Here is a 23,423-nt window from a genome sequence, read left to right as displayed (position 1 = left end):
GCCCTTCAATATGGAATCAAGTATAAATCCTTGAAGGAGATCTCCGCTACTTTTCTCTACAGGTGAGTATTTCATTCATCTTTTTGATGAGCAGTTCCACTTCTTCCCTTTCCAAAACTCCATCTTTGCTTAGTTCTCTGGTAAGTTCGTTCAGTTCTTTGATTTTCTCTTCCGGTATGTTTCTTCTACTTCCTTCCTTAACGAACCTTAAAAGGCTTCTTTTAAACTTCGCTCTCATCTCCTCATCTGGGATAAGGGATCTAAGATCCGCTTTGGAGAGGCTTTTTCGCACTAAATAGACCGTTATCATCCTTCTCGTGCTTGGTGTATGGAACGAGGATAAAAACAGATATTAGTATCCCTCCGATGAGGAGAAGAAGGCTTATTAAGATAAAGCGTTTCACCAGCGATACCTCCTCTTCTTCCAGATACCTAAATGTTTTTTCCTTGCCTCCTCCTCCAGTTTTTTGAAGAGCTCAAGATAGCGGGTATTCTCCTTGTCGTAATAGACCCGGGCGAGTCCAAGTCTCAGCATCTCGGCGTTTATCATAATCTTCCCCGCATATACATAGGCAAGTATCCTTCCGTATCTATCCCGTTTTTTCACATCGAACTCAAGCCTTATCTCCCCCTTTCGGAGAAGTTCCCAATTTTTCTTCCTCGCTACCGAATGGTAGGGTTGAAATCGCTCCGGAGCATCTATCCCTATATAGCGAACCTTCTCCACACTCCCGTCTGGGAAACGGAGGAGAATGCTATCTCCATCATAGACCTTCAGTACCCGATAACGCCCTTCTTTGGGAGTGGGGGTGAAAAGAAAAAATAGGAGGATAAATATTAAATAACCCTTTCCCAGCTTCTTCTCCTCAAGATTATTTGACCGCATTGGCGATCTTCTTGAGCGGTAGTGAGGAGGCTATTTTCACTGTCTCTTCGATGTTTTCCGCTTTCTCCTCTTCCACCATCACCAGGAGATGTTTTTTCAGTAATATCATCACCTTACCCCTCTTGTTCCCGTAGGTATAATGTTCCACTGCCTTGAAGCCATTTATCTTTATTGACTTGATGAATTCATCAGAGCTGTCCACTTGAATGTTCGCCATCTGCTGAAACATAAGGTATGGTGGGGCGAAGGAGCCTCCATGGAAAATTATCACAGTGAGCCTTTTCCCATCCGACGCGTATTCCCTTTGAACCATCGTGTAGCTTATATTTCCCATGGTGACCGTTTGTCCCTCTGCTTTGCCCTCAGGTTTAAACCCAGGGATATCTCCTAAGAAGGGGATGAGTTTCCGGAAGTTAACCGGTTTTACCTTTTCTTGTGAAAAGGCGCTCGCTGTTAAAATTGCCCCCGCAATGACGAGCAAAACAATAATCCTATTGGTCTTTCTCATTTTTGCCCTCCTTAGTTAAAAATTATCATAACCCTTCTCTCTCGTCAATCGGCTCTTGATTATACCGGAGGGTATTGGGTTGGCTTAATTTTTCTTTGAGAGCTATAATCCACTAAGGAGAGAATTGATAAAGGAGGATGGTTTGTCGGGAAAAAAGATCCTTCTCATTAACCCGTGGATCTACGACTTCGCCGCCTACGATCTCTGGGTGAAGCCGGTGGGGCTTCTTTATCTTTCCTCTTTTCTTAGAAAGTTCGGCTATGAAACGAAGATAATCGACTGCCTCGACCGCCTCCACCCTGAGCTACTCGCTCGGGAGGAAAAAAGCAAGCCGCAGGGTAAAGACGATGGAAGGGGTAAGTTCCACCGAGAAGAGGTGGAAAAGCCAAGGTTGCTCTCCAATGTGCCGAGAAGGTATGCTCGTTATGGGCTTCCACTCGATATATTCGAGGCAGAGCTCGATAAGGTAGGAAGACCTTCCGCCGTTCTTATTACCTCGATGATGACCTACTGGTATCCGGGAGTGGTTCAGGCGATAAAGATGGTGAAGAAGAGGTTCCCCGATGTTCCAGTGGTGCTCGGGGGCGTTTATGCCACCCTTTTACCTCATCATGCCAAGGAGGTGACCGGTGCCGATTTCATCATAAGGGGTCCTGGGGAGGTTCCTGCGCTTAGGTTGGTTGATGAGCTCTTGGGGCGAGAAAGGGATTTTTCGATCTCAGCTGAGCTTGATTCCCTCCCCTATCCCGATTACGATGGGGTGTGCGTTGGTCCTTTTCTTCCCATATTGACCTCTCGGGGCTGCCCCCTTTCCTGCAGTTTTTGCGCCTCGAGGCTTCTTTTCTCCCCTTTCCGCCAGCGAGATCCTTCTCGGGTTATCGAGGAGATCGAGTATTATAAAGAGCGATATAGGATACAGCATCTCGTGTTTTACGACGATGCCCTTCTCGTTAATTCAAAGAGGCATATAGAGGTGATCCTCAAGGGGATTATCGATCGAAGGTTGAACCTGAAGCTTCACACCCCAAACGGGCTTTCCCCAAGGATGATGACCTCTGAGCTTGCTTTCCTGATGAAGGAGGCGGGCTTCATCACTGTACGATTAAGCTTGGAGACGGCGGACCCGAAGAGGCAGAAGGCGATCGGGGGGAAGGTGGCGAATGAGGATTTTGAGCGAGCGTTGAGGTTCCTCTCCGATGCCGGTTTTGCTCGGGAGGGGATAGAGGTTTATCTGATGATGGGGCTTCCAGGGCAGAGACTTCGCGAGGTGGTGGAGAGCATCGTTTATGTGAACTCGCTTGGGGCTAAGGTGAGGCTTGCCTCGTACTCTCCGATACCGGGAACAGCCGATTGGGAAAAGGCGGTCGCACTCGGGCTTATTGCGGATGATGCCGATCCCCTTCTTCACAACAATACGATAGTACCAACCGGTGGGGATGAGTTTTCCCTTGAGGTTTGCTCTAAGCTGAGAAAATATGCTAATCTTTTAAACAGGGGGCTTGATTCCGAGGAGAATATTTCGATCCCCACTTTTTTAAAGGAGTTTCTGAATGGGAAAAGAAGGGATAATTGAGCCATCCCTCAAGGGGAGGGTGAAGATCGGCACCGCTGGCTGGTCCTATCCCGATTGGGAAGGGGTAGTCTTTCCGAAGAAGAAGGGGCGAGGGTTTGATCCACTTGCCTACCTTGCGGACTATCTCGATGTGGTTGAGGTGAATGTAACCTTTTATCGGATGATACCCGCGGAGATGGCTCGAGATTGGGTTAGCCGAGTAAGGGGGAAGGAGGACTTTAGCTTTACGGTGAAGCTTTTTCGCGGTTTTACCCATGAGCGAGAACTTGCCACTAAGGAGCAAGAGGAGGAATTCAAACGGGGAATCTCTCCCCTCGCTGAAGGAGAGAGGCTTGATGCCATCTTGATCCAGTTCCCTTGGTCATTCAAGAATACCGAGGAAAATAGGGAGTACCTTCTCTCCCTTATACATCGGTTCCGGGAGTACCCCTTGACAGTGGAGGTAAGGCATTCTTCTTGGGATCATCCAGGTTCGTACACCCTATTAAGGGAGAAGGGTGTTTCTTTCTGCAATATTGACCAACCGGTATTCGCCCATTCCCTTTCTCCCACTTCTGAGGTGACCGCGCAGGTGGCTTATGTTCGGCTCCATGGCCAGAATTACGATGACTGGTTTCGGGATGATGCGGAGAGGGATGAGCGGTACAACTATTTTTATAGCCGAGAGGAGCTTTATCCCTGGCTTAAGCGGATCGTGAAGATGGCAAAGAGGGCGGAAAAAACGATAGTTATCACCAACAATCACTACCGGGGGCAGGCAGTGGCGAACGCTCTTGAGATAAAAAGCCTCCTCTTTGGGGAGAAGGTGAGGGTTCCTGAGCCCCTTCTTTCCTCCTTTCCCCGGCTTCTCGACATCTCTAAGGAAGGACCGGCTCAACCGAGCCTGTTTTGAGGGAGTGATGAAGGTAAACGAGATATTCGCCAGTATTCAGGGGGAATCCTCTTTCGCTGGGTATCCCTCGGTTTTTATCCGGCTTACCGGATGTAATCTCCGTTGCAGTTATTGCGATACCCGTTATGCATATTATGAAGGGGAGGAGCTTTCCCTCGCTTCGGTGGTGAAGAGGGTTAAGGATTATGGGATAAGACTTATTACCATAACCGGTGGGGAACCGCTTCTTTCTCCCGAGGTTTATCCTTTGATCGACCAATTTCTCTCCTCCGGTTTTATCGTCCTCCTCGAGACCAATGGAAGCCTTGATATAGGGAAGGTGGACGAGAGGGTAGTTATTGTTATGGATATCAAATGTCCTGGATCCGGTATGGCTGATAGGATGTTGTGGGATAATATAGAGAAGTTGAAGGAAAAGGATGAGGTGAAATTCGTCCTCACCTCGGAGGAGGACTATAATTGGGCAAAGGAGGTTTGCTCCCGCTACCGACTTTTTGAGAGGGGAAATGTCCTTTTTTCTCCCGCCCACAGGCTATTTCCGCCGGAGAGGCTTGCGGAGCTGATGGTGCGAGATGGCTTGAACGCCCGGCTTCAACTTCAACTTCATAAGTTGATTTGGCCCCAAACGGAAAGGGGGGTTTAAGGTATGAAACGGGAGTTAGCGGTTGTTCTTGTAAGTGGTGGGATGGACAGCCTGGTCACCGCTGCCATTGCAGCGAGGGAGTATGAGCTTGCCTTTCTCCATGCCTCCTACGGACAGAGGACTGAGGCGAGGGAGCGGAAAGCCTTTGAGGATATAGCGGATTTCTACAAGGTTTCCCGGAGGTTGGTGGTCAGGCTCGATCACTTCAAGGATATCGGCGGCTCGAGCCTAACCGATCCCAGAATAGAGGTGGGGAAGGCGGACCTGAAGAGGAAGGACATTCCTCCTTCCTATGTTCCTTTCAGAAATGCCAACCTCCTTTCGGTCGGTGTCTCCTTTGCCGAGGCGATCGGAGCAAGTAAAGTCTTCATCGGCGCGGTAGAGGTCGATAGCTCAGGCTATCCCGATTGTCGGAGGGAGTTCTTCCACGCCTTTAACAGGGTGATAGAGCTTGGGACAAAGCCGGAAACGAAGATCGAGATCCTAACACCATTAATTGGGATGAGCAAGAAGGAGATAGTGCTTAAGGGCGTGGAGCTTTCCGCCCCCTTTGAGCTCAGTTGGTCCTGCTATAAGGAGAACGAGATCGCCTGTGGTATTTGCGATAGCTGTGTTCTAAGGCGTCGCGCCTTCAGGGAGGCAGGGGTTCCCGATCCCATCCCTTACCAGCACCCCTATCCATTGGATGAATGAGATGGGAGAGAAGGTAGTCGGTATCGCCGGTGTTCCGAGATGGGAGACGATCGAGGCTTATCTCAAAGATGGGTATACCATCATCGATCTCGATAACCCTCTTCCCGGTGCTTCCCGTGATGAGCGGATCCTCCCTCGGATCTATTGTCCCATCCTCAGGCGGGTGGCGGAGAACGCCTTTCACCTATCGAGAAGTGGCAAACTTTCTTTGGTGCTTGCCGATGTAGGGGAGGGAAAATGCGATGGTATGCGCTACTTGGCAAGTGAGTTTGAGCTTGCTGGTATTCCGGTTTTGGCGGAGAGGAACACCAATATGAGGGGAGCGGGCTTTCCCATCTCGGTAAGCGATCTCCCCTTGCGGAGGAAGATGGAGCTGATCGTAGATACGGTGATAAAACCGCTTCCACCAGGGCTCAAGCTTCGAAGGACTAAGCCCCGTTGCGGTTTCTGGGGGGTTCCCCCTTATGATTTTGATATCCTTGATCTCTTCCCTGAGGGGACCCATATCTACGGTTGGACCCGATGTATGGAGAACAAGACCCCGGCGGACCTTTCACTTGAGCTTTCGGTAGATCCTGATGTCCCTACTGTCTTCTTCGCCCACAGTTTCTGTCAGAAAACGGCGCTTGCCTATAACTTCGCTCGGAGATATCAGGGGCTCTTCGTCGAGGTCGATGAACGACTTACCAAGGCTACGGTGGCGAAGATAGAGGCGTTTATCAAATTTAATGTGAGATGAAAAGGATCCTTTTAGACGGCGGCACCGCTTACACCAAGGTCTACTTCCTCGATGAGGGAGGTTATCAGATCATCCCTACCCGTCGGTTCAAGGAGTTGAGGGATGATTTTGAGGTCGAGCTTGCCACTGGATATAATGTCTCCTCTTATCCCAGGCGGGTGAACGAGCTGGTTGCTTTAGCGGAGGGAGGGCTTGCCCTCATCGATGAGCCAGATTTCACCCTTCTCGACTGTGGGGCGAGGGATGTAAAGTATGTACGGGTTGAGGGGGGGAAGATAGTCGAGATGGACTGGAATACCGAATGCGGTGCCTTCACTGGGCAGATAATCGAGCTTCTCACCAATTATTTTCACATCTCCCTTGATAAGGTGCCCCGGGAGGCGAAGAGGATTCCGGTGACCTGCGGTGTCCTTGGGATGACCAAGATGTTCGACCTGATAGCGGGAGGGGTGCCTTACGAGGAGGCGTTTTCCGGCTTTCTTAAGGGGATAGCCCATAACTGTTTTCTTCTGGTTAACCGTCCGAGAAAGCTCTATCTTTCCGGGGGGCTCTGTGAGAATAAAGCGTTTATAGAGAGCTTTGAGTGTTCTGTTATTCCTCTTGGCAGGTTTGTTCTCCTTGAGGGGTTGAAGCGATGCTATTTTAGAAAGGGCGGAGATTGACCATCTTTTGCCAAAGGTAGTATAATCAGTAGCCCCTTTTGAGCGAGGATGATATGCTTGGTATAAATGAGATAATAAAGGATGCTATTCGGTCCGCTATTTTAGATCGATACGGTATTGAACCACCTTCGGTCATCCTCGAGCATCCACCCTCCATTGAGATGGGCGATCTCGCCACCCCGATTGCCTTCTCTTTGGCAAAGAGCCTTAAAAAACCTCCCCGGAAGATCGCCGAGGAGCTCCTCTCCTTCTTTTCCTCGATCTCCGGTATATCGAAGGTGGAGGTAGCCGGTTCCGGTTATATCAACTTCTTCTTGGATCGAGCTGATTTTTTGAGGAAGCTCATCTCCTCGCTCGGCGAGAAGAGGAAGGGGAAGCTGGGGGTAAAGGTTATCGTAGAGCATTCGAGCATCAATCCAAACAAGGCAGCTCATATAGGCCATTTGAGGAACGCCTGCCTCGGTGATACCCTTGCCCGCCTGCTCCGCTTCCTTGGTGAGGAGGTTGAGGTTCAAAATTACATCGACGATACCGGGGTTCAGGTGGCGGATGTCGTTTTCGGCTTCAAGTATCTGGAAGGGAAATCCTTAGAGGAGGTAGAGAAGATTTCGGAAAGGTTCGACTATTACTGCTGGGACCTTTATTCTAAGGTAACGAGCTATTTAGCGGAAAATAAAGAGGAGGCGGAAAGGAGAGCAGAGGTGCTTAAGGAGATAGAGGAGGGGGAGGGGGAGATAGCTGAGATGGCGAGCTACATCGCCAAAAGGATCGTCCTCGCTCACCTTAAAACAATGGAACGGATAAACATTCACTACGATCTTCTGCCCTGGGAGGGGGATATTATCCGTCTCAAATTCTGGGAGCAGGCGTTTGAGCTATTAAAAGAAAGAGGTGCGGTTTATCTCGCCACCTCAGGAAAGAATAAGGGCTGCTTCGTAATGGATCTGAGCGGAAGCGATGAGTTCGCCCACCTCGAGGATAAGGAGAAGGTCCTCGTCCGTTCGAACGGTACGGTGACCTATGTGGGGAAGGATATTGCCTATCATATGTGGAAGTTCGGTCTCCTTGGACGGGATTTCTTCTATCGCAAGTTCTATACCTATCCCGATGGTAAGGTGGTCTTTAGGTCATCATCTCAGGATGGTGAAGAAAGACATCCCTCCTTTGGCAAGGGAGAGCGGGTCTACAATGTGATCGATGTCCGTCAATCATATCCCCAGATGGTGGTAAAGGAGGGGTTGAGATCAGCAGGTTATAAGAAGGAGGCGGAGGGGCTAATCCACTTCTCCTATGAGATGGTGGCACTCACCCCTTCCTGTGCCCGCGAGCTGGGACTTCCCATCTCGCCTGAAGAGGAGGAAAAGCCCTATATCGAGATGTCGGGGAGGAAGGGGCTTGGCGTTAAGGCGGACGATTTGATCGATAAGCTGGAGGAAAAGGCAAGGCTTGAGGTTCGTTCCCGGAATCCGGAACTTTCCCCTGATGAATTGGCTGAGACAGCGCGGGATATAGCGGTGGGGGCGCTCCGTTATTTTATGATCAAGTATGGGAGGAATAGGGTTATCTCCTTTGATTTTGATGAGGCACTCAACTTCGAGGGGGAATCCGGTCCCTACATCCAGTACGCTGCGGTTAGGGCGAAGAACATTTTGAGGAAGCTTGAGGAGAGGTTCGGGGTTAAGGAGGATGATTTAAGATCGGCGATTAGCTCTTTATCCTTCAGATCACTCGAAGAGAAGGAGGAAGGGAAAGAAAGCTGGCGCATCATCCTCGATATCGCCCGCCTGCCTGAGGTAGTTTCTCTTTCCGTTTCCTCGCTTGAGCCCTCACAGCTCGCCAAATATGCCTTCAATCTGGCGCAAGAGTTCAACAGCTATTATCATAAGTACCCGGTTATAAACGAAAAGGACGAAGAAAGACGCTTAGAGCGGGCGGTGCTTGTTTTTATCTTTAAGGAACAGCTTATCCGTACCCTTTCCCTTATGGGGATTTCGGTGCCTAAGAGGATGTGAACATATCATCAGAGGAGAGCGATGAGGAAGATAACGCTTTTTTTCTTAGCTGTTGCCATTTCCCTTCTCTCTTACGCGGAGGAGCCAATCCTCCCCCTATCTCAGGTAAAGGTGGGGATGAAAGGGGTAGGGAAAACCGTCTTTCAGGGAGAGAAGATAGAGGAGTTCAATGTGGAGATCCTCGGTGTGTTGAGAAATGCTCTTGGACCCAAGATGGACCTCATCTTAGCTCGCCTTTCCGGAGATAAGGTGAAGGCTGCGGGGGTTATGGCTGGGATGAGCGGGTCCCCGGTTTATATAGATGGGAAATTGGTGGGTGCCGTTTCCCTCCGCATTGGAACCTTTATTAAGGAACCGATAGTGGGGATCACCCCCATAGAATATATGTTGAAGATAGATGAGAAGGATAAAGAGGAAATAAAGGGTGGATTTCTTCAAAGTGATTTTTTAGGCTTTGTGAAACCGCTCCCCTTGCCTCTTAAGCCTGAGAAGAAGACGGTTCTTCCTTCCTTTAATTTCCTCCCCTTGAAGGGAGAGCTTGCTTCGGGGTTAAGTTTCAAGCCGATCGAGACACCCCTTGTTTTCTCTGGGTTCTCGCCAGCACTTATCCGTCGATATCAATCGGTATTTGCAAAATACGGTTTTATTGCCACTCAGTTCGGAGGCGGGCTGAGCGGGGAAGATGATGGGAGTGAGCTTGCCCCTGGCTCTGCGATTGGCGTCCAGCTCGTGTCCGGGGATGTAAACCTTACCGCTACCGGTACCCTCACCTATCGTCGAGGTGATAGGGTACTCGCCTTCGGACATCCATTTTTCCTCCTTGGAGCTACCTCGCTTCCTCTCACCAAGGCAAAAGTGGTTACCATTCTTCCTTCCCTCGCTGAATCCTCCAAGCTTGCTGTGCCTACTAAAGAGGTGGGAGCAGTGGTTCAGGATAGGAGCGCCGGTACTTTGGGCATACTCGGAAGGAAACCTCTCCTTCTCCCCATTGAGGTCAAACTCCGTTCAAAGAAGGGAGAGGAGGTTTTCCATTACAATGTTGCCCTTCATTCGGTCTTCGCTCCCTTCTTGGTCCAGCTTACCCTGGCGAACATCATCCAATCGGTGGAGAAGGGATCCGGTGATATGAGTATCCATCTATCGGGGAGGATCGAGCTTGGCGACCTTCCTTCGGTGAGGATAGATAACCTTTTTTCCGGAACTTCGGCATCTGAGGAGGCGAGCACCATCGTTGGAGCTATAGTCCATTATCTCTATAACAACGAGTTCAGAAAGGTAGATATAAGGGGGATAAGGCTCACCATCGATTACTCCGATGAGCTTAGGGAGGCGAGCCTCATCGATGCCTGGCTCGATAAGGCGAGGGCAAAACCGGGTGAGCCGTTAACCCTGTCGGTGAGGTTGAAGCCGAGGAGGGGGAAGCCTGTGGTGAGAAGGTTTCATCTGAGGGTTCCCCTGAAGATGAGCCCGGGCAAGGTCAAGATAGTGGTGGGCGATGCTTCCTCTGTCTCTGCCTTCGAGCGGGAGAAGTTGAAGGGAGGTATAAAGCCGCGGAGTGTCGAGGACCTGATCCGCTTGCTTAGCAATATGCGGCGGAATAACATCGTCTACGCCCTCTTTTCCCGCAAGGGGGAGAGCGGTTTGCTTAAGGGCAAGTATCTACCTGCTCTTCCCCCATCGATCCTCGCGGTGATGGGTGATGCCGGTGGGGAAGGCGGGTTCAAGAAGATCGATGCTGTCTTCCTCGACGAGGAGAGGTTGAAGACAGAATATAAGATCATAGGAAAAAGGGAATTGACCCTTAGAATAACGGAGTAGAGTGTCAAGGGAGGGGATATGAGACGGAGAATCTTATCGCTTGCTTTTTTCTTATTTCTGATTGTCCCTTTTCTTCTTTCTTCCACGGTCAAGGTGTGGCAGGTGAAGGGAAAGGGCTTTCTCTCTGGCGAGCCGAAGACGAGCTCGATAACCGGTGAGGGGGAGATAGTTATCGCCCCCCTTTCTTCCTCTTTGTTCAAGCCGGATGCCCCTCGTATCTGGGCGCTTGCTGTAGGCGCTGGTGGCGAGCTTTATTTGGGGACGGGTAGCGAAGGGAAGGTATTTCGGGTCTCTCCCCAGGGCAAGGGCTCCCTTTTCTTCAAGGCTCCTGAGATGGAGATCTATGCTCTCGCTTTTTCTAAATCGGGAAGCCTTTTCGTCGCTTCCTCCCCCAGGGGGAAGATATATCGGGTGAGCCCTTCGGGAAGTGCTGTTTCCTTCTTCAATCCGAGGAAGCGGTATATCTGGTCTCTTGCCTTTGATCCAGCGGGAAACCTATATGCGGGAACCGGTGATAGCGGTAGCATTTTCAAGGTAGACCCTGCGGGTAAAGGCGATCTCCATTATGAGACCAAGGAGGACCACATCACCGCTCTCTTCTGGCATCCTGCCGGCTTTCTCCTTGCTGGTACTGCGGGTAGCGGGCTGGTACTGAAGGTGGAGGGGAAGAATAAAGCCTCGGTTCTGTGGGATACCCCGTTTTATGAGGTGAAGGCTTTCGCCGTCGATGATAAAGGGATGATATATGCTGCCGCGGTAAAGGGAGGGAAAAAGGCTTCCCCGAGTTCCAGCGAAGGAGAGGAGAAGGGAACAAAGCAGGAGGTGAAGGACGAGTTTGCCTCGGTTGTTTACCGCATCTCACCAGATGGGAAAAAGGTGGAGGAGGTGTTGAAGCTCAAGAAGGAGCGGGTATTTTCCCTCGCCTATATAAAGGGGAGGGGGGTTTTTGTAGGAACGGGGAGTAAAGGGACTCTTCTTCTCATTGATGAGGAGGGGAAGAGCTCTCTTATAATGAAGGTTTCCCAGAAGGATATAACCGCGCTCGCTCCGACGGGGAACACCCTTTTTATAGGTACGAGCAATTCCTCTGAACTATTGAAGCTTGAGCCCAAGTTCCGGGCTAAGGGGATCTATCTTTCCCCTGTCAAGGATACGAAAACCATCTCCCGCTTCGGCAGGATATCCTTTTCCGGGAGGACTCCGACCGGTACCTATATCAGGCTCTTTACCAGGAGTGGAAATTCAGAGAAACCGGACGCTACCTGGAGCCCCTGGTCTCCGCCCTATTTGAATCCAGAAGGTTCAGAGGTGAAAAGTCCGCCCGCCCGGTTCATCCAGTTTCGGGCGGAGCTGGTTAGTGAAAACCCAAAGCTCACCCCGAGGTTGCATTCGGTGTCCCTCTTCTATCTCCCCCAGAACCTTCCCCCGAAAGTAAACAAGATAGTGGTTTATCCACCGGGTATCTATTTCAAGCGGGAAGCCCAGTACACCAATGAGCTCCTCGCTCTTCTTCCTCCGGGATACCAATCCCATCTGGAAAAACCGTTGAAACTTGGGAGGAAGCCATCAGCTGGGGAGGATTTAGGAAAGATGCTATATCGCAAGGGGATGCTCACCTTCCTCTTCAAGGGAGTGGATCCGAATGGTGATGAGCTTCGCTACAGTCTTTTCGTTCGAGGTGAAGGAGAGAGAAATTGGATGCCCCTAATAAAGGATCTTTCCCGGCCTTTTTATTCTTGGGATACGGAATCGGTTCCCGATGGAAGATACCAGCTAAAGGTGGTAGTTTCAGATGTGGTGACGAATCCGGCTCACCCCCTTTCTACGGAGAAGATATCCGATTTCTTCGTGGTCGATAATACCCCACCCAAGTTGTCTGTGCTTCAGGTGATCAGGGGAAAGGGGCGGGCAGTGGTGTCCTTTTCCGCCTCCGATGAGTTGAGCTTCATCAAGGACGCTTGGTATTCCATCGACGCGGGGAAATGGGAAAGATTATCCTCGGTGGATGGTATGCTTGATTCCAGAAAGGAGTCGTTCAAACTTCGGCTTCCCTCCCTTGCTCCAGGGGAGCATATAATAGTGGTTAAGGTGGAGGATTCCTCCTATAATATTGGTGTCAGGAAGGCAGTGATCAAATAAGTAAAGTTTGTGGGAGGTGTTCTAATATGCCTATAAAAAGTATAAAGGTCGATGAGGAGCGCTGTTGTGGGTGTCTCCTCTGTCAGACGGTTTGTTCCATATTTCATTTTAAGGAGACGAATCCCAAGAAGTCGGCGATCTGGGTGAAGGGTGAATTCCCTGCTCCGGGAAAGTACAAGATAGCCATCTGCATCCAGTGCGGGAAGTGCGCTGAAGCCTGCCCTGTCGATGCCATCTACAACGATAATGGAATCTATAAGGTCGATCCGGAAAAATGCATCCTCTGCTGGGCTTGTGCCGATGCCTGTCCTACGGGAGTGATCGTTCCCCATCAGGAGTATGAGTATATGTTCAAGTGCGACTACTGCGGCGAGTGCGTTGCCATCTGCCCCACTAAGGCGTTAACCGAAAGAAAATGAGGAGGAGAAAGATGAACGGATACGGTGGGACTATTTTAAGGATAAACCTCACCACGGGTAAGATAGAAAAAACCCCTACTGACCCTGAGGTGGCGAGGAGTTATCTTGGGGGGAGGGGTTTTGCTGCTTACTATCTCTTCCGGGAGGTGCCTAAGGGGGCAGATCCCCTTGGTCCGGAGAATAAACTCCTTATGGTCTCAGGGATCCTCTCCGGGATGTTTGCCCCCGGCGGTGGTAAGACCACCTTTGCTGCCAAATCGCCTGCTACCGGGAGTTATGGCGATTCCAATGTGGGCGGACATCTCTCTGCGGAGATGAAGTTCGCCGGTTACGATATGGTGATCCTCGAGGGGGTGGCGGATAAGCCGACCGTTGTGGTCATAACCGATGATGAGGTTGAGCTGATAGATGGAAGCAAGTATTGGGGTAAAGGGGCGATCACCGCGGAGAAGATGCTGAAGGACGATTTAGGGGAGGACTATCAGATAGCGGTGATCGGACCTGCCGGTGAGAACCTTATTCCCATCTCCTGTATCTCCCATGATTTCGGACGTCAGGCAGGAAGAACCGGTGTTGGTGCGGTGATGGGCTCGAAGAAGGTGAAGGCGATCGCGGTGAAGGGGACAAAGGGTGTTCCGGTTCACGATTTCGAAGGGTATGTCCGCCAGGCGAAGGAGATGTTCCGTATTATAGCGGAATCCCCTGCCACCGAGACCTGGATTAAATACGGCACCCCCGGTGTGGTGGAGTGGGTGAACGAGATCGGGGCGTTCCCGGTGCGGAACTTCTCAAGTGGTTGGCTTGCTGAGTATAAAAACCTCTCTGGTCCCGTTATGCGGGAGGAGATAGTGAAGATAGATAAGGGTTGTCATAGCTGTCCTTCTCCCTGTGGTAAGTATTCTCATTTTACTTATAAGGGTAAGGAATTTTATGTGGAGGGACCGGAGTACGAGACGATCGCCCTCATCGGGGGAAATGTCGGTTTCACCAATATAAAGGATGTGGCTTATGCTAACTACTTGGTTGATGAGCTTGGTCTGGACAGCATCTCAGCAGGGAATATCTGCGCCTTTGCCATCGAGTGCTTTGAGCGAGGGATAATCACCGAGAAGGATACCGATGGGATCAAACTTTCCTTTGGCGATCCAGAGGGAGTTTACGCCCTGATCGAGAAGATAGCGAAGAAGGAGGGTATCGGCGCCATTCTCGCTAAAGGGGTGAGGGAGGCGGCGAAGGAGTTCGGTGGTGGAAGTGAGAAGTTCGCTATCCAGGTGAAGGGGCTTGAGGTGTCGGGTTATGAGTTCCACCATGCGCCAGCGATGGCTCTTGCCTATATGACCACCGATATCGGTGCCCATCATAATCGTGCCTGGGCGATAACCTATGACATCGAGGTGGGAAGGGATAAGGTTGAAGGTAAGGCAGCTAAGGTTATCGAATTGCAGCACATCCGCCCCCTCTTTGATATGCTCGGTGCCTGCCGTCTCCAATGGGTGGAGGTGAATCTTCCGCTTGAGACCTATCCTCCACTCATAAACGCCATCACCGGTTTCGACTACGACCTTGAGGGCTACCTCAAGACCTCGGAGCGGGTGTGGAACCTTACCCGCTGCTTCTGGGTGCGGGAGTATCCTGACTTCGGGAGGAGCTGGGATTATCCTCCGGCGAGATTCATCGAGGATCCGATACCCGATGGTCCCACCAAGGGAGCCAAGTTGACCAAAGAGATGGTTGAGGCTCTTCTCGACGATTATTATAAACTCCGCGGCTGGGATAAGAACGGGATACCCACTGAAGCAAAGCTCTCCGAGTTGGGGCTCGATTTCGCCATCGAGGAGCTGAAAAAGGCGGGTAGGCTGTAGGGTTCGAGGTGAACGGATTAACGCCCCGAGGGCTTTCGCCCTCGGGGCGTTTTATCGTAGTTGGGCTAAATCCGAGGAAAAGCTTTTATCCTCCCGAGAATATGTTCATCAGGAAGACCTCATCGCCTTCCTTTGGCTTATAATCCTTTCCCACCACCCTTCCGTTTACTGTGACCATCGCCACCAGTTGTGGGTTCAGGTTTAGTTTTTTTATTAAGTCCAATATACTTGCCTCAGGAGGAAGGTTCACATAAGGGGTCTTTCTTCCCTCAATATACTTTTTGACTGCGCCTACCCCTTTTACCTTTACTCTCATCTCCTATCTCCCTTTACCAGATCCACCGTTTCGAATGTCCCGCTCTCCGTGTCTATTATGAGGAGCTTTTTCCGAAGAGGCTTTCCCCTTCCCGTAATGATCTTTATCACCTCTTGCACCTGGAAGGAGGCAACAGCGGCTACCGTTGCTGGCAGATTCCCCACCAGCTCTTCCTCTCCTCTATCTATGTCTTCTTCACCGTAGATGAGCTCGATCCCAGGATCCTCGGGGAAGATGGTGGTGACCTCTCCGATAAACCCTGCCACTGCTCCGTGAACGAGGGGAACGCCGAGACGGCGGGAAAGCCTCCCCAAGATGCGTCGGGAGGAAATGTTGTCTAAAGCATCGCAGATAACGGTGGCTGAGGAGAGGATCTCCCTTCCTTTCTCCTCGGTGAGAAAACCGAAGATCGCTTCCACCTCGACCGCCGAATTGATGGTAGCTATCCTCTCTTTGGCTGATTGAACCTTTTCTTTGCCGATGTTTTTTTCGATCGCAAGGAGCTGGCGATTGAGGTTGTTCTCCTCAAACAGGTCTCCGTCGATTACGGTGATCCTTCCCACCCCTGCCCGGGCGAGTAGTTCGATGATGAAACCACCGAGCCCTCCAGCACCGACCACCGCTACCAGAGAGGAAAGGAGTTTCTTCTGACCATCAATACCGATAGTTCCAATGTTTCTTAGGTATCTTTTGGGGATGATGTTCATCTCGAGGGCGGTCAGTTCAACCTCCCTTAGAGGGACCGAGAAAGCGGTACTGATCTTCTTTTCTTCACTCAAGGGGATAACCCCCCACTCCTCACCTTGGGGTAATTTCAGCGATAGGCTTCGAGCCTTTATCTCGTCAACAAGGCTGTTCTTTTTCATCGTCTCTTATTCTACTAACATCGTTCTGAATCCGCAAGAAAGGGAGGAGATGTCTTCTAAAATGGTATTGACAAGGGAAGAAGAGGGAATTATCATTTTAATCGGGTGGCAAGGAGCGGGTATAGCTCAGTTGGTAGAGCGCAAGCTTCCCAAGCTTGAGGTCGCGGGTTCGAGACCCGTTGCCCGCTCCATTTTTTTGTAATGGAGTAGGTTGGTTTTCCTAAATTCAAGGGGGAGTTAAAGTGGGAATCTTTGATAAGAAAAAGAAAGAGGGGTTTTCATCCGGAGCTACCAATCCCCTCACAACAGGAAGGAGCGAAACGATGTCCGATGAAACAGGATTTGGGGTTACCACGGTTATAGGCAAGATGATAAAGGTGGTGGGCGACCTCTCCGGCTCCGAGGATGTGAGGATAGAAGGTAACTTTGACGGAAAGATAAATATAGAGAAAAACCTTACCATAGGGAAGAACGCGTTTGTAAAGGCAGAGCTGTTCGCTAATCAAGTGAAGGTTGAGGGAAAGGTGGTAGGGAATATAACCGCTAAGTCTCGAGTGGAGATACTTTCTTCTGGTTCGGTAGAGGGGGATATTAAATCCCCCAAGGTGATGATCTCTGAAGGTGCCTTCTTCAGAGGAAAGGTGGATATGGGTAAGGTCGAGGAAACTCTGCCTCCTAAGGCAGCTTCTTCTTCCTTTAAGCTGTCTCCTGAAAGTAGTTCTCCATCTTCTAAGGAAACTAAGAAATAAAAGATACAGCCATCACCCGATGACTCGCTCCAAGTTTCGGCTCATTGTGGATGACGCCCTCGATAGTTATCTTAATATGGGGATCGATGAAGCCCTCCTTCTCTCTTGCGAGAGGAGGGAGGGCTTGTTTCCTTCCATCCGGTTTTACCGCTGGGAGATTCCGACTTTATCTTTCGGGTATAATCAACGATACTCCTCGGCAGTTGATGAGAATTATTGTCGAGAGAATGGGATCAACATCGTTCGTCGACCCACCGGAGGAAGGGCGGTTCTTCACGATATCGAGGTGACTTATTCGGTGGTGGGGAGAACCGATGATCCTCAGCTTGGAGATTCGGTGCTTGAGACCTATCGTTTGATCTCCCTTGCCTTGGCTAAAGGTTTCACCAAGTTGGGGATAGAGGCGGAATTGATTACCCCCCATAAGGCTTCTCCGGGAAGGAGAGGGAGAATCGGGACCAATCCTTGTTTCTTTTCTCCCTCGCGTTACGAATTAGCTGTTTCAGGGAACAAGATAGTTGGTTCGGCTCAGAAGAGGGGGCGGGGTGCTTTTCTTCAGCATGGCTCAATCCCTCTGGATATAGACATACCGAAGCTTCTCGGTGCTACAGGCCATTCCTCTCTTCCCTCGGGTTATTCCCTCACCTCGGTTAATGAAGCAGCGGGGAGAGATGTGTCGCCTGATGAGCTTATTGAGGCGCTTTCCGCTGGTTTTTCCGAGGCTTTCAATGCGGATCTCATTAGAGAGGAACTTACTGAAAAGGAAGCGGAAGAGGCAGGTCTTCTTCGAGAAAAGTATATAAGCCCTGAGTGGAATAGGAGGATTTAACCCGTCGTTTTTTCAGTTTAGGTTGTATCCCCATTTACAAAGGAAGTATAATTTAAATAAATGGATGATAAAGGGCGTCAAAGTAATTAGGGGGTATGATTGGCAGCGAGAAAGATATCTTTTAAATTAGAGAGGCCCTTTTCATTTCGAGAGGCGTTTCTACTTGCTCTTCTTCTCCATCTTATCCTCTTCGCAACCCTCTACTATCGCCCGTTTAAATTTCTCCGTCCAATAAGGATCGCAGCGAAATCACCGTCTAAGACCAAGGCAGAGAGAGAGCCGATCAAGTTCACCTTCGTTGATGTTCCCAATGACCGAGAGGCGAAAGTTCGCCCTAATACCCCGTATTTTTCCGACAAAAACAGGTTGGCGGGAGGTCCTGCTCCACCGAAGCCTGATCTTTCTGCCGAGAAGAAGCCCTATTTAAAAGGGAATAGTCCTGATTTTGTATTGAGACGGGGTGGAACTCAGAGCTTTTCGAAGGGGGTTCCTAAACCAGAATTACCCACAAAACAGGTGGAAAGGGGGAAGGGTTTGAAGGCAAGCGATTTAAAAGGAACGGTTCCCTTGGAGAAAGGGAGTTCTATTTCTCCTTCCCCCACCAAGCCTAAGGTTAAGATGGGTGTTCCCTCCTCTCGCTCCCTCAAGGAGAGTTTGAATAACCTGGATAAGTATATAGAAACGGAGGTCTTTGATAACCGCCGTTCCTCACTTAAGACGAATAGTGCCATTTCATTTGACACCCAGGATTTCGATTTCGGTCCCTATGCGGCGATACTCTACAGGATAGTGAAAAGCAATTGGTTTATCCCTTATGCAGCAAGGGAACTTGGTTTAAGAGGGGTGACGGTACTTCGATTTCGTATCACCAAGGATGGTCGGGTAGTGGGGCTTCATCTTGTACATTCTTCTGGAATTGATCCTTTTGATGCTGCTGCTTTGAACGCTATTCAGCTTTCCAATCCTCTCCCTGCCCTTCCCAAGGAATATCCAAAAGATTCGGTTGGAGTTACCTTCGCTTTTTACTATAATATGAGACCCCCTGATAGATGAGAAAGGAGGATTAAATGACAGTTGTCGAGTGGTTGAAGAGCGGTGGTCCGGTAATGATTCCGCTCATTTTTTGTTCTCTGCTTTCCCTCGCCATAATAATTGAGAAACTCATAAACCTGAGAACCAAAAAGATAATAAATGAAGATGACCTACGGACTATAAGGGCTTTTCTAAGTGAGGGGCTTTTTGAAAAGGCAGAGGAATTTTTGAGGAGAAAACCAGGGGCATTGAGCAACATAATTCTCACTGCCCTTGAGAACAGGGATCTCCCCCGGGAGGAGATCAGAGAGGCGGTTGCCGATGTTGGGCGTCATGAGGCAGCAAAGCTGGAAAAATATCTTGGTACATTGGGCACTATAGCTTCTATTTCTCCGCTTTTAGGGCTTTTGGGAACGGTTACCGGGATGATAAAGACCTTCCGCATCATCTCGGTGACCGGGGTAGGGCAAGCAGGAGCTCTTTCCGCAGGCATAGCCGAGGCGCTTATTACTACCGTTACCGGGCTGTCCATCGCTATCCCCACCTTGGTGATGTATAACTTCTTTCTTGACAGGGCAGAGCGCATAATCCGAGAGATAGAAAAGCATTCAATGGGCTTTTTAAAGATAATGATGAGTGTTAAGCTGAGGAAGAAGGAGTTTGAGAAAGCTGCGGGAAGCGAGTAGAGGAGGGGGTATGGAATTCAGGAAGAAGAAGCCTCGAGAGATAAAGATCGATATTCATCCTTTGATCGATGTTGTTTTTCTTCTCCTCATCTTTTTTATGGTGACCACCACCTTTGTGGAAAGACCTGGTTTGAAGCTCGAGCTCCCCAAGGCAAAAAGCGCTACCCAAGAGCGGATGAAGGAGTTGATAATTACCGTAAGCCGAAATAAGCGAGTGTTCTTTCAGGGACGTGAAGTGGCGGTCTCCAATCTCGAATCTTTACTTAAAAAAGCCCTTGCCCAAAGTGAGACCAAGCAGGTTATAATCAGAGCGGATAGAAAGGTGGAGTACGGATTTATTGTGGAGATTATGGATTTCGCCCGCCGTTCAGGAGCGCGGGGACTTACTATCGCTACCGAAGAGATAAAATAAATATATGAAAGATAGATTCCACCTCGTTTCCAAGCTCCTTTTAATCTTTTTTCTATTTTCCATCCTTTTTGCCTGTAAAGGACCTCCAACGCCTTATCCTCCTCCTAAGGGGAAGACCAACCTCGTAATCTATCGCCTTTTTGGTAAATCTCTTCGTGAGCCAACGATCCGGGTTTCCCTCTCCCAAGGGGCGAGGGAGGTTGATATTTCATCTGAGGGGATGTTCTATTTGGTGGATAAAGATGAGGGTGATTTTCTTTTGGGAAAAGCCCTCTTTCGAGAAGCGGAGGTGAAACTTCTTGGTGAAGGGGGAAGAAGAATATATCAGATCCAAGTTGGCTCTTTCTCGAAGAAAGAGAATGGAAGGAGAATAGTGGAGAGGTTAAGGGAAGATATCTCTCTTCCTGTTTCCCTTAACTATGATGAAAAAAAAGCGGTTTATCAGGTGAGGGTGGGGAGGTTTAAGGATCGTAAGGAAGCAACTAAGCTCCTTTCTGAACTCTCCCGGCTTGGTTTTTACGGGGCTTTCATCGTTTCGAACGAGTACCCCTCTCGAGCGAGTGAACTCCTCCTTACCCTCTTCCCTCAGGGTGAAGTAAAGCGAGTTAGGAAGAAGCTTCTTTTTGTACCCCGCGATTTTTCCCATCCCTTGAAGGTAAATGGTCATCCCTATCGAGGAGTGGTGGAGGTCTATATTTCCCCGAGCGGCGGTTTATTGGCGGTGAATGAGCTCTGGCTCGAGGATTATCTAAAGGGGGTGGTTCCTTGTGAGATGAGTCCCGATGTCTTCCCGGAGCTCGAAGCCCTCAAAGCCCAAGCGGTGGCGGCGAGGACCTATGCGGTGAGGAATCTCGGTAAATTCGCCTCATTGGGCTTTGATATCTGCTCCACCCCAAGCTGTCAGGTTTATCGCGGGTTATCTGCGGAGCGGGAACTTACCACTAAAGCCGTTCTTGCGACTATGGGCGAGGTAATTACTTACGAAGGAGAACCAATAAATGCCTTATATACCTCCACTTGCGGTGGGCATACCGAGAATGTGGAGAACATCTTTCCTGGTGAAAAGGAGCCCTATCTTCGGGGAGTAGAGTGTTATCCTGAGATGGACGGGGAGGAGTTGATCGAAGGAGGTATCTCCCCCCCCTCGATCCATTCCGAAGATGGAGAGGAGATAACGGAGAAGGTTGTCCTCTTGTTCCTTACTGGGGTGATCTCAGGGGAGAAGCTCTCATCTGCCTATCTTTCTCAGCCAATTGATGGAAAAGAGGTGGAGGATTTCTTCTCAAGGGCTCTCCGGATAATAGGGAAAAAGGGAGGAGAAGTAAGCATCCCCGATTATCCCTCTTTGCTCGATGTCCTCTCCTTTTTGGTTGATGGGCTGGGTTGGCGTCGTCGTGCCCAGCTGATGATAGAAGAGAAGGATGTCTCTTATCTCATACCTGACGCCCGGAAGATTCCTTTTTCTATAGAGAGTTTGAAGAAAGTCGCTCTATTGGTAAAAGAAGGGGTGATCAACCCTTTTCCCGACGGGAACTACCATCTCTCTTCTCCTCCTTCCCGGGGGTTGGTTTTGAAGCTCATCTACAACCTTCTCTCTCGTTTTGGCTACCCCTGGCTCGATAAGGGAACCTTCTTCAAGAAGGAAGGGGAGAAACTGGTTATCAAGTTGAAGAGCGAGGAAGTTTCCTATTCCTTATCCTCCAAGCTTTATCTTTTCTCCGCAGTTGGTGGTAAAGCGATCCGGATGAACCGATTACGGGTTTTCGTCGGTGATGAACTACTGTTCCATCATAATAACGGGAGCATAGATTTTATTAAGGTGGTCCCAAGCAAAGAAGGGATTGCTGATGATCGTCGTTCTCCTTATCATAGCTGGGAGGTTTCTTACAGTCGGGAAGAGCTTACCGAGAGGGTTCACCGTTATATCGATCTCGGGGAAGTTGTCGATCTCGTCCCGGAGAAGTTCGGTGTATCAGGAAGGGTTATTAGACTGAGGGTAATAGGGGAAAAGGGTGAGAAGGTTTTCTCTGGTCTTTCTATACGGAGTCTCCTTGGTTTGCGCGATACATTATTCGTGATTGAGCGTAATTACGATGCTCAAGGAAGGATCCAGAGGTTCACTTTCGTAGGCAAGGGATGGGGTCATGGAGTAGGACTTTGTCAGGTAGGAGCATTTGGTATGGCGCTTAGGGGGGCGAGCTATAGAGATATCTTGACTCACTACTATACCGGCGTTTCGATAAGCAGGATTTATTGATGGGGAAGTATATATTCTTCGAAATAACTTGATATCAGGCGGTGTTTTTCATACAATTAATTAGGTTCTTTGGTATCTCTTGCAAGGTGAAAGAGTGGGAGGTTCGATTCCTAAGTCTCAGCAGGTGGGGTTTCTCATTATCGCTTTTTTTGTCCTTCTCTTCGTGTTAGCGAGGTTTTTCCGTCTATGGTGATAGTTCCGTGCGGATGAGACCAAGGTTGGTGATAATCGTGGGTCCCACCGCGGTGGGGAAAAGTAGATTGGGGGTTCATCTCGCCAAGAAGTTCAAGGGAGAGGTGATAAGTGCGGATTCGATGCAGGTTTACCGGGGGTTGGATGTGGGGACAGGAAAGTTGAGCGAGGAAGAAAAAAGGGGGATACCTCACCATCTTATCGATATCGCCTCGCCTGAGGAGAGGTTTTCGGCGGGGAGGTTTGCTGGGCTTGCCGAGAGGAAGATAGCGGAGGTATGGGAGCGAGGGTGTCTTCCGATAATAGTAGGAGGGACGGGACTTTATTTAAGGGCGCTACTTCGTGGTCTATTCAATAGTCCTCCCCGAAACCAAGCTCTGGTAGCTCGGCTTAAGGATATTGAGAGGAAGAAGGGGTTGTCTTATCTCGCTCGAGTGTTAAGATGGGTAGATGAGGCTACCTACAGTCGGGTAGGACCTAACGATAGTCAGAGGATAATTCGGGCATTGGAGGTTTATTTTGCCACGGGGATGGCGATGTCGGAGCATATAAAGAGAGCTCCTTTTGGGGAGGAGCGATATCCCAATTTGAAGATAGGGCTTATCCTACCACGAAAACTACTTTATCAGCGAATAGAGGAACGAGTGGAGAAGATGTTCGAAAACGGCTGGGTAGATGAGGTAAGGAGACTAATCGAGAGAGGTATTCCTGAGGATGCCCACGCCTTTAATGCTTTAGGATATCGTGAAGTCGTCGCTCATATCAAAGGAGAGCTCTCACTTGAGGAGGCAAAAGAGAGGATAAAGAGGGAAACGCGTCATTATGCGAAAAGGCAACTTACCTGGTTTAGAAAGGAGGAGGGGATAAATTGGTTTGAGGTAACAAAGGAGGAGGAAGTTTATCCTAAAATAGAGATTTTGGTTAAGCAATTTTTAACCGAGAAAGGGAGAGAAGATGGCAGATTCTCCTAATAACATTCAGGATGAGTTCTTCAATCGCCTTCGGCGGGAGCGGGTTCCCGTTGTTCTTCATTTGATGAACGGATTTAAGATCAAGGGCAGGATCAAAGGTTTTGACAAGTTTGCTCTGGTGATCGAAGCTAATGGGCAGGAGCAGATTGTGTTTAAACATGCCATATCCACGGTGAGCTCGCCTAAGACATTTCGCAATAAGCTAAACCTTGAACCTTTGCTTGAAGAGCGGAATAAGGGGGAGAGTGATACCCGCGATAAGTAATT

Annotated in this window: 25 protein-coding genes and 1 tRNA gene; 20 read left to right on the top strand and 6 right to left on the bottom strand. The window is 49.6% G+C overall.

The genetic code is table 11. The features are described from left to right. Positions 1-46: 46 nt before the first annotated feature. The 4 genes from J7L64_00910 to J7L64_00895 are packed head-to-tail and all read right to left on the bottom strand — an operon-like array spanning position 47 to position 1,394. On the bottom strand, positions 47-238 hold the full coding sequence (locus tag J7L64_00910; protein ID MCD6450914.1) for a hypothetical protein: 192 nt from the start codon (positions 236-238) through the stop codon (positions 47-49). Between the two features lie 22 nt (positions 239-260). Continuing rightward, positions 261-404, bottom strand: a complete 144-nt coding sequence (locus J7L64_00905; protein MCD6450913.1) for a hypothetical protein — start codon at positions 402-404, stop codon at positions 261-263. Further along, on the bottom strand, positions 401-886 hold the full coding sequence (locus J7L64_00900; GenBank protein ID MCD6450912.1) for a thermonuclease family protein: 486 nt from the start codon (positions 884-886) through the stop codon (positions 401-403). The genes J7L64_00905 and J7L64_00900 overlap by 4 nt, the downstream gene beginning before the upstream one ends. Continuing rightward, the gene (locus tag J7L64_00895) at positions 873-1,394 is read right to left on the bottom strand and encodes a hypothetical protein (protein MCD6450911.1); all 522 of its coding nucleotides are present in this window, start codon (positions 1,392-1,394) and stop codon (positions 873-875) included. The genes J7L64_00900 and J7L64_00895 overlap by 14 nt, the downstream gene beginning before the upstream one ends. Before the next feature lie 142 nt (positions 1,395-1,536). On the opposite strand from J7L64_00895, the gene J7L64_00890 reads away from it, so the two are divergent. From J7L64_00890 to J7L64_00840, 11 genes are read left to right on the top strand one after another with little or no spacing between them, the layout of a single operon-like run. Continuing rightward, positions 1,537-2,967: a B12-binding domain-containing radical SAM protein gene (locus J7L64_00890; protein MCD6450910.1), complete on the top strand. Its 1,431-nt coding sequence runs from the start codon at positions 1,537-1,539 to the stop codon at positions 2,965-2,967. Continuing rightward, complete coding sequence (locus J7L64_00885; GenBank protein MCD6450909.1) at positions 2,945-3,859, top strand: DUF72 domain-containing protein; 915 nt, start codon at positions 2,945-2,947, stop codon at positions 3,857-3,859. The genes J7L64_00890 and J7L64_00885 overlap by 23 nt, the downstream gene beginning before the upstream one ends. A 7-nt stretch (positions 3,860-3,866) precedes the next feature. Further along, positions 3,867-4,502 (top strand): radical SAM protein, encoded by a 636-nt coding sequence (locus J7L64_00880; GenBank protein ID MCD6450908.1) that lies wholly within the window; start codon positions 3,867-3,869, stop codon positions 4,500-4,502. Between the two features lie 3 nt (positions 4,503-4,505). Further along, positions 4,506-5,195 carry a 7-cyano-7-deazaguanine synthase QueC gene (gene queC / locus J7L64_00875; GenBank protein ID MCD6450907.1) on the top strand — a complete coding sequence of 230 codons (690 nt, stop codon included), beginning with the start codon at positions 4,506-4,508 and terminating at the stop codon, positions 5,193-5,195. A 1-nt stretch (position 5,196) separates the two neighbouring features. After that, positions 5,197-5,934, top strand: coding sequence for a hypothetical protein (locus J7L64_00870; protein ID MCD6450906.1), 738 nt, complete (start codon positions 5,197-5,199; stop codon positions 5,932-5,934). Continuing rightward, the gene (locus J7L64_00865) at positions 5,931-6,596 is read left to right on the top strand and encodes an ATPase (protein ID MCD6450905.1); all 666 of its coding nucleotides are present in this window, start codon (positions 5,931-5,933) and stop codon (positions 6,594-6,596) included. Before J7L64_00870 ends, J7L64_00865 begins: the two co-directional genes overlap by 4 nt. Positions 6,597-6,649: 53 nt before the next feature. After that, complete coding sequence (locus J7L64_00860; protein ID MCD6450904.1) at positions 6,650-8,608, top strand: arginine--tRNA ligase; 1,959 nt, start codon at positions 6,650-6,652, stop codon at positions 8,606-8,608. Between the two features lie 21 nt (positions 8,609-8,629). Beyond that, positions 8,630-10,426 carry a hypothetical protein gene (locus tag J7L64_00855; protein MCD6450903.1) on the top strand — a complete coding sequence of 599 codons (1,797 nt, stop codon included), beginning with the start codon at positions 8,630-8,632 and terminating at the stop codon, positions 10,424-10,426. Between the two features lie 18 nt (positions 10,427-10,444). Beyond that, positions 10,445-12,565 (top strand): hypothetical protein, encoded by a 2,121-nt coding sequence (locus J7L64_00850; protein ID MCD6450902.1) that lies wholly within the window; start codon positions 10,445-10,447, stop codon positions 12,563-12,565. A 26-nt stretch (positions 12,566-12,591) separates the two neighbouring features. Then, positions 12,592-12,984: a 4Fe-4S dicluster domain-containing protein gene (locus J7L64_00845; protein MCD6450901.1), complete on the top strand. Its 393-nt coding sequence runs from the start codon at positions 12,592-12,594 to the stop codon at positions 12,982-12,984. 11 nt (positions 12,985-12,995) lie between these two features. After that, complete coding sequence (locus tag J7L64_00840; GenBank protein MCD6450900.1) at positions 12,996-14,846, top strand: aldehyde ferredoxin oxidoreductase family protein; 1,851 nt, start codon at positions 12,996-12,998, stop codon at positions 14,844-14,846. 85 nt (positions 14,847-14,931) lie between these two features. Here J7L64_00840 and J7L64_00835 read toward each other — a convergent pair whose 3' ends face one another. Continuing rightward, entirely contained in the window at positions 14,932-15,162 is a 231-nt protein-coding gene (locus tag J7L64_00835) for a MoaD/ThiS family protein (GenBank protein ID MCD6450899.1), read from the bottom strand. After that, positions 15,159-15,869, bottom strand: a complete 711-nt coding sequence (locus J7L64_00830) for a HesA/MoeB/ThiF family protein (protein ID MCD6450898.1) — start codon at positions 15,867-15,869, stop codon at positions 15,159-15,161. Before J7L64_00830 ends, J7L64_00835 begins: the two co-directional genes overlap by 4 nt. Positions 15,870-16,143: 274 nt before the next feature. Between J7L64_00830 and J7L64_00825 the strand changes: the two genes are divergently transcribed. From J7L64_00825 to hfq, 9 genes are all read left to right on the top strand, one after another. After that, a tRNA-Gly gene (locus J7L64_00825) sits at positions 16,144-16,219 on the top strand. Positions 16,220-16,270: 51 nt separating this feature from the next. Further along, the gene (locus J7L64_00820; protein ID MCD6450897.1) at positions 16,271-16,777 is read left to right on the top strand and encodes a polymer-forming cytoskeletal protein; all 507 of its coding nucleotides are present in this window, start codon (positions 16,271-16,273) and stop codon (positions 16,775-16,777) included. 19 nt (positions 16,778-16,796) lie between these two features. Then, positions 16,797-17,606, top strand: coding sequence for a lipoate--protein ligase family protein (locus tag J7L64_00815; protein MCD6450896.1), 810 nt, complete (start codon positions 16,797-16,799; stop codon positions 17,604-17,606). 99 nt (positions 17,607-17,705) lie between these two features. Then, entirely contained in the window at positions 17,706-18,659 is a 954-nt protein-coding gene (locus tag J7L64_00810) for a TonB C-terminal domain-containing protein (protein MCD6450895.1), read from the top strand. Between the two features lie 14 nt (positions 18,660-18,673). After that, positions 18,674-19,324 (top strand): MotA/TolQ/ExbB proton channel family protein, encoded by a 651-nt coding sequence (locus J7L64_00805; GenBank protein MCD6450894.1) that lies wholly within the window; start codon positions 18,674-18,676, stop codon positions 19,322-19,324. 10 nt (positions 19,325-19,334) lie between these two features. After that, a complete protein-coding gene (locus tag J7L64_00800; GenBank protein ID MCD6450893.1) occupies positions 19,335-19,736 on the top strand; it encodes a biopolymer transporter ExbD in 402 nt (133 codons plus the stop codon). A gap of 4 nt (positions 19,737-19,740) precedes the next feature. Beyond that, positions 19,741-21,993 (top strand): SpoIID/LytB domain-containing protein, encoded by a 2,253-nt coding sequence (locus tag J7L64_00795; GenBank protein ID MCD6450892.1) that lies wholly within the window; start codon positions 19,741-19,743, stop codon positions 21,991-21,993. A gap of 206 nt (positions 21,994-22,199) precedes the next feature. Next, positions 22,200-23,156, top strand: coding sequence for a tRNA (adenosine(37)-N6)-dimethylallyltransferase MiaA (miaA, locus tag J7L64_00790; GenBank protein MCD6450891.1), 957 nt, complete (start codon positions 22,200-22,202; stop codon positions 23,154-23,156). After that, on the top strand, positions 23,140-23,421 hold the full coding sequence (gene hfq / locus J7L64_00785) for an RNA chaperone Hfq (GenBank protein ID MCD6450890.1): 282 nt from the start codon (positions 23,140-23,142) through the stop codon (positions 23,419-23,421). Before miaA ends, hfq begins: the two co-directional genes overlap by 17 nt. The last annotated feature ends 2 nt before the right edge of the window (positions 23,422-23,423 follow it).

The sequence above is a fragment of the Acidobacteriota bacterium genome (assembly GCA_021161905.1).
In the GTDB taxonomy this organism is placed as follows: Bacteria; Acidobacteriota; B3-B38; order Guanabaribacteriales; family JAGGZT01; genus JAGGZT01.
This window is presented reverse-complemented; position numbering and strand designations above follow the sequence as displayed.